Annotated in this window: 12 protein-coding genes and 1 pseudogene; 9 read left to right on the top strand and 4 right to left on the bottom strand. The window is 61.8% G+C overall.

Annotated features, from left to right (window positions below):
• Positions 1–47 precede the first annotated feature (47 nt).
• Complete coding sequence (locus C0Z16_RS07695; RefSeq protein ID WP_102631702.1) at positions 48–449, top strand: hypothetical protein; 402 nt, start codon at positions 48–50, stop codon at positions 447–449.
• Between the two features lie 146 nt (positions 450–595).
• Here the strand turns inward: C0Z16_RS07695 and C0Z16_RS07690 are convergent, their stop codons facing one another.
• Positions 596–1,093 (bottom strand): rhodanese-like domain-containing protein, encoded by a 498-nt coding sequence (locus C0Z16_RS07690; RefSeq protein ID WP_102631573.1) that lies wholly within the window; start codon positions 1,091–1,093, stop codon positions 596–598.
• A 128-nt stretch (positions 1,094–1,221) separates the two neighbouring features.
• Between C0Z16_RS07690 and ftrA the strand changes: the two genes are divergently transcribed.
• The 4 genes and pseudogenes from ftrA (at position 1,222) to C0Z16_RS07665 (ending at position 5,582) form a co-directional block, all read left to right on the top strand.
• Positions 1,222–2,214 (top strand): transcriptional regulator FtrA, encoded by a 993-nt coding sequence (gene ftrA / locus C0Z16_RS07685; RefSeq protein WP_102631572.1) that lies wholly within the window; start codon positions 1,222–1,224, stop codon positions 2,212–2,214.
• Positions 2,211–3,413 (top strand): DUF2252 domain-containing protein, encoded by a 1,203-nt coding sequence (locus tag C0Z16_RS07680; RefSeq protein WP_102631571.1) that lies wholly within the window; start codon positions 2,211–2,213, stop codon positions 3,411–3,413. The genes ftrA and C0Z16_RS07680 overlap by 4 nt, the downstream gene beginning before the upstream one ends.
• Positions 3,414–3,797: 384 nt before the next feature.
• Positions 3,798–4,499: pseudogene (locus C0Z16_RS39320) on the top strand (ATP-binding cassette domain-containing protein).
• Between the two features lie 27 nt (positions 4,500–4,526).
• Positions 4,527–5,582 (top strand): LacI family DNA-binding transcriptional regulator, encoded by a 1,056-nt coding sequence (locus C0Z16_RS07665; RefSeq protein WP_102631569.1) that lies wholly within the window; start codon positions 4,527–4,529, stop codon positions 5,580–5,582.
• A gap of 61 nt (positions 5,583–5,643) precedes the next feature.
• Here the strand turns inward: C0Z16_RS07665 and C0Z16_RS07660 are convergent, their stop codons facing one another.
• Positions 5,644–6,501 (bottom strand): PA4780 family RIO1-like protein kinase, encoded by an 858-nt coding sequence (locus C0Z16_RS07660; RefSeq protein WP_102631568.1) that lies wholly within the window; start codon positions 6,499–6,501, stop codon positions 5,644–5,646.
• Between the two features lie 264 nt (positions 6,502–6,765).
• Here C0Z16_RS07660 and C0Z16_RS37370 point away from each other — a divergent pair, with 264 nt between their 5' ends.
• Positions 6,766–7,053, top strand: coding sequence for a hypothetical protein (locus C0Z16_RS37370; RefSeq protein WP_208638625.1), 288 nt, complete (start codon positions 6,766–6,768; stop codon positions 7,051–7,053).
• 145 nt (positions 7,054–7,198) lie between these two features.
• Positions 7,199–8,896 (top strand): SulP family inorganic anion transporter, encoded by a 1,698-nt coding sequence (locus C0Z16_RS07655; protein WP_102631567.1) that lies wholly within the window; start codon positions 7,199–7,201, stop codon positions 8,894–8,896.
• 12 nt (positions 8,897–8,908) lie between these two features.
• On the opposite strand, the gene C0Z16_RS07650 is transcribed toward C0Z16_RS07655, so the two are convergent.
• Entirely contained in the window at positions 8,909–9,547 is a 639-nt protein-coding gene (locus C0Z16_RS07650; protein WP_102631566.1) for a LysE family translocator, read from the bottom strand.
• Positions 9,548–9,661: 114 nt separating this feature from the next.
• Positions 9,662–10,537 (bottom strand): LysR family transcriptional regulator, encoded by an 876-nt coding sequence (locus C0Z16_RS07645; RefSeq protein WP_102631565.1) that lies wholly within the window; start codon positions 10,535–10,537, stop codon positions 9,662–9,664.
• Positions 10,538–10,687: 150 nt separating this feature from the next.
• On the opposite strand from C0Z16_RS07645, the gene C0Z16_RS07640 reads away from it, so the two are divergent.
• Both C0Z16_RS07640 and C0Z16_RS07635 read left to right on the top strand, forming a co-directional pair.
• On the top strand, positions 10,688–11,122 hold the full coding sequence (locus tag C0Z16_RS07640; RefSeq protein ID WP_102631564.1) for a VOC family protein: 435 nt from the start codon (positions 10,688–10,690) through the stop codon (positions 11,120–11,122).
• Between the two features lie 186 nt (positions 11,123–11,308).
• Positions 11,309–14,506 (top strand): efflux RND transporter permease subunit, encoded by a 3,198-nt coding sequence (locus C0Z16_RS07635; RefSeq protein ID WP_102631563.1) that lies wholly within the window; start codon positions 11,309–11,311, stop codon positions 14,504–14,506.
• Positions 14,507–14,555 lie beyond the last annotated feature (49 nt).

The following is a 14,555-nucleotide window of genomic DNA, read 5'->3' as shown; positions in this document are numbered from 1 at the left end:
TTCAGACGAAACTCAGAGCGGTGTCGGCAGTGACAAGGGCATTGAAAATGTCGAGCGAATGGATGCGCCGCGTCAGGCTGTTTATTCAGCGTTTCTGGCAACCGACCAGCGCGTGCATGACCTGTATGCCAGGAAGTTGGGGCAATCTGATGAGCCTTGCCCACTGGACGATAGCATTCCGGACAGGTCTGCTGACCGGACTCCTGGCCGTACTTCTGACTTTCACACCAGCAGCGAAATTTTTCAGGCATCGATACGGCAATGCGCTGCTCGTCGGGTTGCTGACTACGATTGGCGACGCTTACTCGCACACGAGCCACTATCGCGTGCCCTATCTCGAGCACCTCGTGACGGGTGCAATTTCCGGCCTTCTGGCGCTGGCCGCCTCATATCTCTTCGAAGACCGCGCGAGGCGCCTGCGGGCGGTATGGGCGCGCGTTTTTGGTTAGGGAGCGCTTAAGGGCCAGCGCATGGAACAAGAGCAAATCGTCATACGCCGCGTTTCGCGAGATCGTCCGCACCTTGGGCGATATGACGCGCTACCTCGCGCTGCTCGGACTCGAAGAGAACCAGCGGATGTTGGATGGCTCCGAGTCTACGCATCGGTTTGATCTGCGGTGCGTTGGCTCTGGAGTCGCGTCCGCTGCTCGCGATTGATTCCCACCTCGGTCCCGACCGACTCGCCGATGCACGCGTCCGACGTCAACGCGAAGCCTTCATCCAGCCAGCCGGTGATGCCGCCCGCCATCAGCTTGACGGGGCGTCCGAGTTGCGCGAGCCGCAGCGCGCCGCGCGCGGCACCGTTGCAATGCGGACCCGCGCAATACGTGACGAAGAGCGTGTCGCCGCGATAGGCGGCCAGCTTGGACATGACGATCTTGCCGTGCGGCAGGTTCACCGCGCCCGGCACGTGACCGTGCGCAAAGAGCGCCGGGCTGCGCACATCGAGCAGCACGAAGCCGGGCGTGCCGCTTTGAAGCGCGGCGAATACATCGGCGCAATCGGTTTCGAATTCGAACGATGCCTGGAAATGGGCAATCGCGGCGGCGCATGGCGCGGCGGGCACAGCAGTGACGGCGTTGATATTGGGCATGACGAGGTCTCGGCAAAAGCGTGTGAAGGGTTTTCCTGGTTGTAGCGCGATATCAGGCAGATCGATTGTGGCGCTCGGGCCCGCATTGGATAAGTGGCGCAATCGTCAATCTTCGGTAACATCACGCCATGCACAATCATCTTGTCGTGGCGCTGGCCTATGACCGGCTCTGCACTTTCGAATTCGGCTGCGTGACCGAACTGTTCGCGCTCGAACGTCCCGAGCTCGGCGTGAACTGGTATCGCTTTGCCGTGTGTGCAGGCGAGGCCGGCCCGATTCGAGCGGCCGGCGGCATCGCGATCGCGGCACCGTACACGCTCAAGCTGCTGGATCGCGCGGACACCATCGTGATACCCGGTTGGCGCGATGCGGACGAAGTGCCGCCCGAACCCTTGCTGAAGAAAATTCGCGCCGCGTACCGGCGCGGCGCGCGGCTGTGCTCGATCTGCTCCGGCGTGTTCGTGCTGGCCGCCGCCGGCGTGCTTGACGGCAAGACCGTCACAACGCATTGGCGTTATGCCGCGAAATTGCAGGAGCGCTATCCGCAGTTGCGCGTGCAACCCGACGCGCTCTATGTCGATGAGAAGCAGATCATCACGTCCGCAGGATCGGCGGCGGGGCTCGACATGCTGCTGCACCTCGTGCGCCGCGATCATGGCAGCGCCGTGGCGAACCGGGTCGCGCAGCGGCTCGTGGTACCGCCGCATCGGGAGGGTGGCCAGGCGCAATTCGTGCCGCGGCCCGTGCCGCACGATGAAAGCGGACGCCTCGCGCGGCTGATGGACTGGCTGCGCAGTCATCCCGCGTTGCCGCACACGTTGCGCTCGCTCGCCGATCACGCGGCGATGAGTCCGCGCACCCTGCAGCGGCAGTTCCACAACGCGACCGGCATGGCGCCCTACGAATGGCTCGTGCGAGAGCGGGTGGCCATTGCGCGGGAGTTGCTTGAAGCGCCGACGCCGTTGCCGATGGCGCGCGTCGCGGAGCTCGCCGGCTTCGGTTCAGAAGAATCGCTGCGGCGGCATTTCAGGCGCATCGCACTGACGAGCCCCGGCGCGTATCGCAAGAAATTCGGCGCCCAGGCGGCACAGGGCGAACCTCGTGCAAAAGGACAACCATGATCGACATCCCGCAGACTATCGCCCGCTTCAATGCCGGCCGCGATCCCGAACGCCTCGCAATGAAATACAAGGCGATGCGCACGTCACCGTTCGTATTTTTGCGCGGCACATGCCATCTGTTTTACGAGCGCCTGCCGCAACATAAGGTGCTCGACGATGCGCCGCCGGTCTGGATCTGCGGCGACATGCATCTGGAGAATTTCGGCAGCTACAAGGCGGACAATCGCCTCATCTATTTCGACAACAACGATTTTGACGAAGCGTGCCTCGCGCCGAATTTGTACGAACTGGTGCGTCTATTGACGAGCGTGCTGGTCGGCGCGGGCGATCTGAAGTTGAGCCGCGCACAGGCGCTCGCGTTGTGTCACACGGCGGTGCAAGCTTATAGCGCGGCGCTCGCGTTCGGCAAAGCGCGCTGGGTCGAACGCGAAACGTCGTCCGGCATGGTCCGCGATCTGTTCGATGCACTGGCGAGCCGGACGCGCGCCGCGCATCTTGATCGGCGCACCACGCTCAAAGGCAAGAGCCGCTTGCTCAAGCTGGATGGCAAGAAAGCGCTCGCCGTGAGCGATGAACGACGCGCCGCGGTTACGCAGTTCATGCAGCAGTTCGCCGCCGGCGAGAGCGATCCTGACTTCTATCGCGTTCTCGATGTCGCGCGGCGAATCGCGGGCACCGGAAGCCTCGGCGTGGATCGTTATGTGATTCTGGTCGAAGGCAAAGGCTCGGCGGACGGCAACTATCTGATCGATCTGAAGGAGGCGCTGCCTTCTTCCGTCGTGCCGCACGTGCATACGCCGCAGCCGAAATGGCAAACCGAGGCACAGCGGGTCGTCGAAATTCAGCGGCGTAATCAGGCGGTCTCGCAGGCGTTTTTGCATGCAGTCGAATTCGATCAGCGCTCGTATGTGCTGCGCAGTTTGCAGCCGTCGGAAGATCGCGTCGCGTTGCAGGACTGGAACGGCAAGCTGCCGCGGCTCGAGGGTGTCGTCAACAGCATGGCGGAGCTCGGCGCATGGGCGCATTTGCGCAGCGGCGGGCGGCAGAAGTCGTCGATTGCGGATGAGCTGATCGCGTTCGGCAATCGCACGGATTGGCAAGTGCCGCTGATCGAACTCGCGACGCAATGCGAGGCGCAAGTCGCGGCGGATTGGAAAACGTATTGCGAGGCTTATGACCGCGACGCGTTCGCGGTGTAGCGCGATGCCCGCAATGCACGGCGGATGCGCTGGAGCGGCGCGTGCCAGCGCCGCTCCAGACCAACCCTGATTGCTGCGCGCAAGCGGCCACTGATCTCCTTCGCGGGTCGCTATAGAAGCGCTTCCGCTTTTGCACTGAGGACATTCCGTGGAACACGAAACTCTTTCCTCGCACTCGCCCGCCGACACCTTCACGCCGCCCGCCGACTCCGCGCTGTGGCGTAAGAACTTTCTATTGGGCGCGGCCACCGCTTCATACCAGATCGAAGGGGCGTACGCAGATGAGCTGGGAAGTGTATCCCGACGGTTTGCGTCACCTGCTGATCGGCTTTAAGCGCGAGTATGCAAATTTTCCGCCCGTCTGCGTTGACGAATGCGGCTGACATGACGGATGCCGCCGGGTCCGTAGGCGTGACGGACATGTCCGGCGTAGCGGACGCTGCGGATCTCACGCATCCGGCCACGTGGTCGTGCGTAATCTGACCATCCGGCTCAGCGCAAACACGTAATCGAAAACCTCGATCTGGACGTGCAAGCCGGCGAGTTCGTCGTGCTGCTCGGTCCGTCGGGTTGCGGCAAATCCACGTTGCTGCACAGCATTGCCGGGCTGATCGACGTGACCGATTGCAGCATTGAAATTGCCGGTGAAGACATGACATGGGCCGACCCGAAAGATCGCCGCGTTGCGCTCGTATTCCAGTCACGCTGGAGCAGCGCGACGGCTCGCTTTACTTTTGCACGGAGCACTGGCGGCTCGACGTGTCTAATTACGCGTTCACGAATTCGCGCGTGGATCCGCAATCGCAATTTCAGCCGCAGCCGTATGTGCTCGGCGTGCGGGCCGAAGACGTGCGCATAGGCGAACTGCGTGAAGGCCTGGCGGAGCACGCCAAAGTATTGCTCGTCGAGCCAATGGGCAACCACCGTGTCGTCTGGCTCGACTATGTGCAGATCGCGTCGATCGATCAGCGCAAAACGCCCGTGACGCCAGGCGATACGCTGTCGTTCTCGCTCCACAGCGCGCACGTCTCGCTGTTCGGCGCGGCGGGCGGCGTGCGCTTGCAGCGTGACCATTGGCGTCATTGAAAACAGCATGGTGTGACGGAGAACCGTGTGGCAACGCTGAAAGATGTCGCGGCACTGGCCGGTGTGGGCATGTCGACCGCTTCGCGCGTTATTTCGGGCAAGGGCCCCGTCTCGGCCGACGCGACCGCGCGCGTGCGAGCGGCAATCGAGCAGCTCAACTTTCGCCCGTCATCTATCGGCCGCGCGATGGCAACGCAGTCGCTCGGCATGATCGGCATTTTCGTGCCGACGTTTTTCGGCTCCTACTACGGCACGATCCTCAAGCAGACCGATGCGGAACTGCGCGCTGTGCGCCGTCATGTGGTGGTGGCAACTGGCTGCGGAGAAGCGTCGCCGCGCGAGCAGGCCATCGAGGCAGTGCGTTTTCTGATTGGCCGCGATTGCGACCGCGTTGTCGTAATCAGCCATGATCTCCACGACGAAGACCTGATCATGCTGCATCGGATGCACCCGAAAATGGTGTTCCTCAATCGCGCGTTCGATCAATTGCCGGAAGCGTCGTTTTGCGCGGATCATCGGCATGGCGGCGAACTGGCGGCGCGCACCCTGCTCGACCACGGGCACCGCGAAATCGCCGTGATTTCTGCGCCTTTTACGGTGTCGGACAACCTGACGCGGCTCGAAGGCTTTTTCGCCGAACTTGCGCGCGAAGGCATTGCTCGCCACGACGTGACCTTGATCGAATCGGACTTTTCGCCGGAAGGCGGCTATGCCGCTGCGCAAAAGCTACTCGATTCGGCGCGGTGTTTTACGGGTCTTTTCTGCGCGAACGATACGATGGCTGTCAGCGCGCTGGCGCGTTTTCATCAAGCGGGCATCTCGGTGCCGGACGAAGTCTCGGTGATCGGTTACGACGACGATTACTCCGCCGCTTATGCCGCGCCGGGCCTCACGTCAGTGCATATTCCAACGGCCGAACTCACGCAGAACGCGGTGCGCTGGCTCGTCAACCAGTGCTATCGAACCACGTGGGAGGTATTCCGCGAATTCCCGGTGAGCGTGACGATGCGCGAATCCGTGGGACCGGCGCCGGGTATCGAGCCCGCGTCGATGGGTGTGTCGCGCTTGAGCAGCACTTTATAGTTCGTTTCGAAGGCGGCCGCGCGATTTCACATCACGCGGCCTGATGCGGCTTATTGCCCGCTTACGTGCCGCTGCGCAGCGACTCTTCATAGCGCACACGCGCTTCTTCGTCGAGCCGCGTATCTTCGAGTTCCTGCAGTACGGCGTCGAGATCGACCGGCGTCGTGTCCAGTTCGACACGCCCCGTCAATTGCGCATCCACGTGCAAGGCGCCCGCCTCGTACAGCGCCCAGATTTCCTTGCCGTAACTCGTTTGCAACAGCGCCGGCGCGAAGCGTCCGAAATACGTGGCGAGATTGTTCACGTCGCGCTCGAGCATCGCGGGCGCTTCGAGATTGCCGGCAGCGTCCACGGCTTGCGGCAGATCGATAATGACCGGGCCGTCAGCGGCGAGCAGGATGTTGTATTCGGACAGGTCGCCGTGAATCATGCCGGCGCACAACATGCGCACCACCTGATTGACCAGCAGCGCGTGCAATTCGAGCGCACGCGTTTCGCTCATATCGACGTCGTTCAAACGCGGCGCCACGTTGCCGTCGGCGTCCGTCACGAGTTCCATCAGCAGCACGCCGTCGGTGCAAATAAAGGGCTGCGGCACGCGCACGCCGGCGTTGGCGAGCTGAAATAGTGCATCGACCTCGGCATTCTGCCAGGCCTGTTCCTGCACTTCGCGGCCGTAGCGGCTGCCTTTTTCCATCGCGCGTTGCTGACGGCTGTTCTTGACCTTGCGGCCTTCGCGGTACGACGCGGCCTGGCGGAAGCTGCGCTGCTTGGCGTCCTTATAGACCTTCGCGCAGCGCGTGGAGTCGCCGCTACGGACCACGTAGACCGTGGCTTCCTTGCCGCTCATCAACTGCGAAATGACTTCGTCGATCAGGCCTTCCTCGACGAGTGGGAGCAAGCGTTTTGGTGTTTTCATGCGGCCGCCGTGGCGTGGCCGGAAATGCGGCGGCGATATGCGGCCGGCGGCGAGGAACAGTGGTGCGGAATTCGAGTCATGCCGGATTATAAGGGGTGGAGCGCCACTCCTCTTTAAACACGGACGTGGCTGCCGCCGATGTGATTTTGCGCGAACCGCTGGAAGCGTCCGTTTAAGGCGTTTGGCGGATGCACCGGATTGGACGGATTGCGCGATACATGACGACAAGCGCGAAAACGTTTGCGCTTCGGCGCATACGGTTGCGTGCTCGCATCCGCGCTCATTCCGCGCGAGCAGCTCAACAGTTTTATCCCCTTTTTCCAGGGCCAAAATGCATTTCTATCTGACATGGTTGTAATAGTCGGCAACAGTGCTTTGCGGTTTTCCCCCATTCAATTCGGCGGGGTATCGCGTAGACTTGTCAGCAACAAAAAAGTGTTTACGGGGTGCGAGATGTTGGCCGTTTTCATCATCGCCTGTCCGATCTGCATTGCCGCGTTATTCGGTTTCGCGCGGCATGTCGATCCGCTGACAGGTCACTTCAAGCGTTGAATTTGAACGTCGAGAGTTTTAACAAAGCCGGCAAGTAAGCTCCGCTGCCGGCTTTTCGCCGTTGCGGGTTTCTCCGCGGGACTTGCTTTAAGGTGCCGAGTCGCGGCACGATGCGCGATAACCTGAGTTTAGGGCGGCATCGCGTATGCGAGATTTTCTGGCGAGATTGGCGTCGCGCGCGAGCGTGCTCAAGGGCGTGCTTCCATTGAGCCGCGCCGCGGCGGCGCGAGATGCGCTGGCGGGCGTGCAACTCGCGTCAATGGATATTCCGCAGGTGCTCGGCTATGCGCGCATTGCCGGCATGCCGGCCGTTACCGGGCTTTACACCGTTTTTCTGCCGCTGATCGCGTTCGCCTTTTTCGGGGCTTCGCGACAACTCGTGGTTGCCGCCGATTCCGCCACCGCCACAATTTTCGCAAGCCGTCTTTCGACGATGGCGCCCGTTTCGAGCGCCGAATATGCGTCGCTCGCCGCGATGGTTGCGTTGCTCACGGCGGCGTTGCTGCTCGTCGCGCGCATTTTCAAACTGGGCTTTCTCGCCGATTTCCTGTCGCGCACGGTGCTGGTCGGCTTTCTTGCCGGAGTTGGCATACAGGTAGGCATCGCGATGTTGGGCGATATGCTCGGCTTGCCCGGTCACGCTGCGCGCAGTACCGATCAGCTTGTTCTCGTCGCGCATGACTGGGCGCAGGTCAATGTTCCGACGCTCACCATGTCGGCGCTGGTTGTCGTGGCCGTTCTGTTCTTCAAACGTTTCTGGCCGCGTTTGCCGATGCCGCTGATCGTGGTCGTGGCGGGAATCGCCGCGAGCGATATCTATGGTTTTGCCGGGCAGGGCATTGCGGTGCTGGGTCCGGTCGCGGGCGGGCTGCCGCCGCTGCGCGTGCCGTCGGTCACCTGGCAGCAGATGCTCGATCTCGTGCCGGTCGCCGCCTCATGTTTCGTGATGATCGTCGCGCAAAGCGCCGCGGCGAGCCGCGTGTTTGCCGAGCGCCATCACGAAACGGCCGACACCAATGCGGACCTGCTCGGCATTGCCGCGGCCAACGCAGCGGCCGCGTTTTCGGGCGCGTTCGTGGTCAACGGCAGTCCGACGCAAACCGCCATGGCCGATCGTGCCGGCACACGCAGCCAGTTCGCGCAGCTCGTGTTCGCGGCGGTGGTGGTTGTGGTGTTGCTGTTTTTCAGCCGTTTTTTGCAGTATCTGCCGCGCTGCCTTCTCGCGAGCATCGTATTTACCATCGCGATCGGACTGATCGACCTCAAGACGTTGTTTGCCATTCGCCGCGAAAGTCCAGGCGAATTCGCGCTCGCCGTGTTTACCGCTGCGGCTGTGGTGCTGATCGGCGTCGAGCACGGCATTCTGGTGGCCGTCGCGCTGTCGTTGCTGCGCCACGTGCGCCACAGCTACCGTCCCCATACGATGATCCTCGCGCCCGGCGACGACGGCATGTGGGTGCCGGTGCCCGCGGTGCCCGGCACGCAGACCGCGCCGGGGCTGATCGTTTATCGCTTTGGGGCGGACCTGTTCTATGCGAACGACCATTTTTTCGTCGACGATACGCGCCGTCTGATCGCTCATGCGCCGAGCGCGGTGCGCTGGTTCGTGATCGACGCGAGCGCGATTACCGACCTCGACTATTCGGCGTCACGCTCGGTGGGCGAATTGTGCGGTCTGTTGAAACGCAATGGCATCAAGGTGATCTTCGCGCGCGTGAACCGCTATTTGCGCTCCGATATGGACCGGCACGGCATTACGCCGATCATCGACTCGAGCTGTATTTTCGGCACGTTGCACGAAGCGCTGCGCGCAGCAGGTGTCGAACAGCCCATGGCCAGTTGAAGCGCCGCCCGCCTAGCTCTTCGACGTCAGTATCTTGAGGCCGGCAAAGCCGAACATGATCGCGAGCGAACCGTCGAGCCAGCGCCGGATCGCCATATACACACGCCGCGCAGATGCCGTCGAAAACAGCACCGCGTAACTGCTGAACACCGATACGCCGATGCACATGCAGCCGAGCACGACGGGTGCGGTATGCGACGTGCCGCTCGCCGTCGACATGGCGAGCGAAACGATCGACATCCACACCAGAATGGCTTTCGGGTTCGTAAGATGCAGCAGCAGGCCGCGCAAATAGAGCCGCCTGAGCGGCTCGTCCTCGCGTGCCTCGCTCGCCGGCAATTTGCCTGGAGCGAAGGCCGAGCGCGCCGATTTGAAGCCGAGCCATAGCAGATAAAGCCCGCCGGCGATCTTGATGGCGACGAGGCATTGCGAGTAAGTAGCGAGCACCGCCGACAGACCCAACGACGCCAGCAGCGCCCAGAAGAACGAACCGGACACGACGCCCAGCGCGAAGATGAGCGCCGAACGACGGCCCGCGCTCATTGCCAGAGACATGATCGCCAGATTGCTCGGCCCAGGGCTTGCCGTGCCGACGAAGTACGCGCTGTAGGCGAACAGGACATCGGCGGTGAGAAAGGTGCTGGCGATCATGAGTTGAGCCTCGGGGCAGACAACGGGATCATCGATTCTGCGCGCCGCCGTGCGGCTCGCACAGATACAGTTGAGCGAGCGTCGATCGGCACAATCCTTCGTGTACGCCGCGTTTTATCCTTTTGCCGCGGTGCCGATGCAATCGGCTAGCGCGCCGGCCACCGCCTGCCGGCTATGCTTCGGACGTTGCACGAGGCCGATCTCGCGATCGAACGTCGCGTCTTCGAGCGGCAACGCGGCGACGCCGGCGGGCCATTTGCCGAGGCCCACGGTGTCCGGAATCAGCGCGACGCCAATGCCGCGCGCGACCAGTTGCACGATCGCCGGCAATTCGTCGAGCTCGAGCACGTCCTGCACATTGAGCCGTGAACGGCGCAGAAAACGGTCGACCAGCCGGCCGCCGAACGAGGCCCGGTCGTAGCGGATAAACGGCTCGCTCTTTAACAGTTCGCGCCACGATCGCTTGCCGCGTGTGAGTGCTTTCGGCACGAGTAGCACGAACGGTTCGGTGACGAGCGTGCGCCACTCCAGTTCCGACGGCAGTGCGAATGGCGGCTTGATGATGACGGCCAGATCAAGTTCGCCCGAGTCGACCTGTCCAAGCAGATTGAGCGACACGCCCGGCACGACGCGAATCCGCCAGCCTGGGTGGTCCTCGCGAAAGCGGGCCAATGCGTCGGCGACAAACGACACCTGCGCCGATGCAATTGCGCCTATGCGCAGCATGCCGCTTTCCGCCGCGCCTGCGCCGCGTTCAGAGAGGCGCGCATAGAGCGTCATCATTTCCTCGGCCAGCACGAGCGTTTCGCGCCCCGCGTCGTTGAGCGTGGCCGAGCGGCCCGTGCGGTCGAATAGCGCGAAGCCGAGTTGCTCTTCAAGCCGCTGCATCTGCGCGCTGACGGCCGACTGCGTCAGGCCGATGCGGGCGCCCGCGCCGGAAAACGTGCCGTACTGGCTCACGGCGATAAGGGTTCTGAGTTCGCTGAGCATCGTTGCTGATTGATCGATTCTGGTGTTGGTCAGCTCAAATATATATCGTTTTGCACCACTTTTACTTGTGGTTAAACTTTGAGCCAATAGTCCGCCGTGCCCAATGCGCGGCCCATTTCAACCTCCTCACAAACAGCGAGTCTTCACACCATGAGCGTTGCGCAAACCGTCTTGCCGCCGTTTCATCTGGCATTTCCCGTCCATAGCCTGACTGCGGCGCGGCAGTTCTATGGCGAGTTGCTGGGCTGCCCGGAAGGGCGCAGTTCGGAGGAGTGGGTCGATTTCAACTTTTATGGGCACCAGATCGTCGCGCATCTGGCGCCGGAAGAAGTTGGCCACCGTGAGACCAGCAAGGTCGACGGCGACGCCGTGCCGGTGCGCCACTTCGGCGCGGTGCTTTCCATGGAGCAATGGCAGGCCGCCGCGGACAAGCTGCAAAAGGCGGGCATCGACTTCATCATCGAACCGCACGTGCGTTTCAAGGGCGAAGTCGGCGAACAGGCGACGATGTTCTTCCTGGATCCATCGGGCAATGCGCTGGAATTTAAGGCGTTTGCCGATATGTCGTCGCTTTTCGCCAAGTGAACGTATGAAAAAAGCGTAGGCAAATTGAAATGAAAGGGCGGCCGGCCATTGTGCAGAGCCGCCTGGCAATACTCTTTTCTTACGATAAGCTTCCTGACAATTCCGCCATTTTCGCGCCATGCAGGTGTTGGTTCTAGCGATCTAGCATAAGCTCGAATTCACCTTCACCTTACTTCGGCGCGTTTCATGTGGATCGTCAACGTTGCGCTTAAGCGGCCCTACACGTTCATCGTGATGGCCATTCTGATCCTGCTGGCGACGCCTTTCGTGCTGTTCACCACGCCGGTCGACGTGCTGCCGGAAATCAACATTCCGGTGGTAAGTATCATCTGGACGTACAACGGTTTGTCCGCTGAGGACATGGCCCATCGGATCGCCTCGGTCAACGAACGCAGTTTAACGACCACGGTCAACGACATCGAGCACATCGAGTCGCAATCGCTCGCGGGCATCACGATCCTGAAGGTGTTTCTGCAGCCGAATGCGAACATTCAGACGGCGATTGCACAGACCGTGGCGGTCGAACAGGCACAGCTCAAGCAGATGCCGCCTGGCGCCACGCCGCCTCTGGTGATCAGCTATTCCGCGTCGAGCATTCCGGTGATCCAGCTTGGCTTGTCGAGCGCCAAGCTTTCCGAACAGCAACTCAACGATACGGCGCTGAACTTCCTGCGGCCGCAACTCGTGACGATCCCCGGCGCGGCCGTGCCCTATCCGTACGGCGGCAAATCGCGGCTGATTTCCGTCGACCTGAATACGCGCGCGTTGCTGACCAAAGGTCTTACGCCATTGGACGTGGTCAGTGCGTTCAATGCGCAAAACCTGATCCTGCCAACCGGGACAGCGAAGATCGGAAAGAAGGAATACACGATCAACATGAACGGCTCGCCGCCGACGCTGGAAGGACTCAACGATATTCCGGTGCGCACCGTCAACGGCGCGACGACGTATCTGCGCGAAGTCGCTCACGTGCGCGACGGTTTCTCGCCGCAAACCAATATCGTGCGGCAGAACGGTCATCGGGGCGTGTTGATATCGGTGCTGAAGAACGGCAGTGCGTCGACGCTTTCAATCGTCAATACGCTGCACGGTTTGTTGCCGACCGCACGCGCCGCGTTGCCGCCGGATCTGAACATCACGGCGTTGTTCGACCAGTCGGTATTCGTGAAGGCGGCAGTGCAGGGCGTGGTTCGCGAGGCTGTGATCGCCGCCGCGCTGACGGCCGCGATGATTCTGCTGTTTCTCGGCAACTGGCGCAGCACGTGCATCATCGCGGTCTCGATTCCGCTGTCGATTCTTTCTTCGCTGATCGCGTTGCATGCGCTCGGGCAGACCATCAACATCATGACGCTCGGCGGTCTCGCGCTTGCAGTGGGTATTCTCGTCGACGATGCCACGGTCACGATCGAGAACATCGAGCGGCATCTGCATATGGGCACGAATCTGCACGATGCGATTCTCGAAGGCGCCGGCGAAATCGCCGTTCCCGCGCTCGTCTCGACGCTGTGTATCTGCATCGTCTTCGTGCCGATGTTCTTTCTGACCGGCGTGGCGCGCTATCTGTTCGTGCCGCTGGCCGAGGCGGTCGTGTTCGCGATGCTCGCTTCGTACATTCTGTCGCGCACACTGGTGCCGACTTTGGCGATGCTGCTGATGGGCCACGCGCACAAGCCGAAGGCCGACGCGAAGCCCAGTCTGTTCGCGCGTCTTTATCGACGCTTCGACAACGGCTTTGAGCGCATGCGAGCGGCGTACATTGTGATTCTCAGCAGCCTGCTCGTGCGCCGCGGCCGATTCGGCAGCCTGTTTCTCGGCTTCTGCGTAGTTTCGATGGGTCTGGTTTTCGTGCTCGGCGAAGACTTCTTCCCGAGCGTCGACGCGGGCAATATCCGCTTGCATATGCGAGCGCCGACCGGCACGCGCATCGAGGAAACTGCCCGTCTTGCCGACGAGGTCGAGAAAGTGATTCGCGAGGTCGTGCCCCCGAAAGAACTCGGCACGATACTCGATAATCTCGGCTTGCCGTATAGCGGTATCAATCTTTCGTACAGCAATGCAGGGACGATCGGCACGCTCGACGGCGAGATTCAGATCGCGCTTAATGAAGGCCACGAGCCGACGCAAATCTATATAGACAAGCTACGCGCCATGTTGCCGCAACGCTTTCCCGGCGTGGAGTTCTTCTTTCAACCCGCCGACATCGTCACGCAGATCCTCAACTTCGGCCTTCCTGCAGCGGTGGACGTGCAAATTTCCGGCGTGGATCAACTGGGCAATTTCGACGTTGCGCGCAAGCTGTTGAAACAGGTACGCATGATTCCGGGTACCGTCGACACCCATATCCAGCAGAAGCTCGATGAGCCCGCGATCAACCTGCAGATGGACCGCACGCGTCTGCAGCAACTCAATCTGACCGCGAGCAATGTCGCGCAAAACGTGCTGATTTCGCTGTCGGGAAGCTCGCAGACGTCGCCCGGGTTCTGGTACAACGACCGCAACGGCGTCGAGTACAACGTGGCAGTGCAAACGCCGCAGTACCGCATTTCATCGATCGACGACCTGTTGCGCACGCCGGTGTCCGGCTCCGCAACGGGACCGACGCAACTGCTCGGCAATCTGGTGCGCGTGTCGCCGCAAAACCAGTTCGCGGTTGTCACGCACTACAACATCCGGCCCGTGATCAATCTGTATGTGAGCGTCGATAGACGCGATCTCGGCAGCGTCGCGGATCAGGTCGACAAGCTGGTCGACAACGCGCGCGCGTCGCTGCCGCGCGGCAGCCAGATCACCGTGCGTGGCCAGGTGCAGACCATGCGCAGTTCGTACTTCGGTCTTGGCCTCGGCGTGGCGATGGCGATCGTGCTCGTGTATCTGCTGATCGTGGTGAACTTCCAGTCGTGGGTCGATCCGCTGATTATCGTCAGCGCGTTGCCTGCGGCATTGGCCGGCATCGTATGGATACTCTTCCTGACGGGCACGCATTTGAGCGTGCCGGCACTGACCGGCGCGATCATGACGATGGGCGTCGCCACGGCCAACAGTATTCTGATGGTGGCGTTCGCGCGTCAGCGGCTTTCCGCCGGCGCGCCGCCGCTGACTGCCGCGCTCGAAGCGGGAGCGAGCCGCATTCGCCCGGTGTTGATGACCGCCTTCGCGATGATCATCGGCATGATTCCGATGGCGCTCGGTCTCGGCGAGGGCGCCGAGCAGAATGCGCCGCTCGGCCGCGCAGTGATTGGCGGATTGCTCTTTGCGACGGTGTCCACGCTGTTTTTCGTGCCACTGGTGTTCGCCGCCATTCATACGCGCCTCGCGCGCCGTCATCGTGACGGCGCTGAAGGCAATAGCGAGACGGCGCCGCCGAACCGGCCTGGCGTTGGATAATGAAGTTGAAGAAAACGGCTACCCAGGCTAACGGAGCTAGCTAACCGAG

The organism is Paraburkholderia rhynchosiae, assembly GCF_002879865.1.
In the GTDB taxonomy this organism is placed as follows: domain Bacteria; phylum Pseudomonadota; class Gammaproteobacteria; order Burkholderiales; family Burkholderiaceae; genus Paraburkholderia; species Paraburkholderia rhynchosiae.
This window is presented reverse-complemented; position numbering and strand designations above follow the sequence as displayed.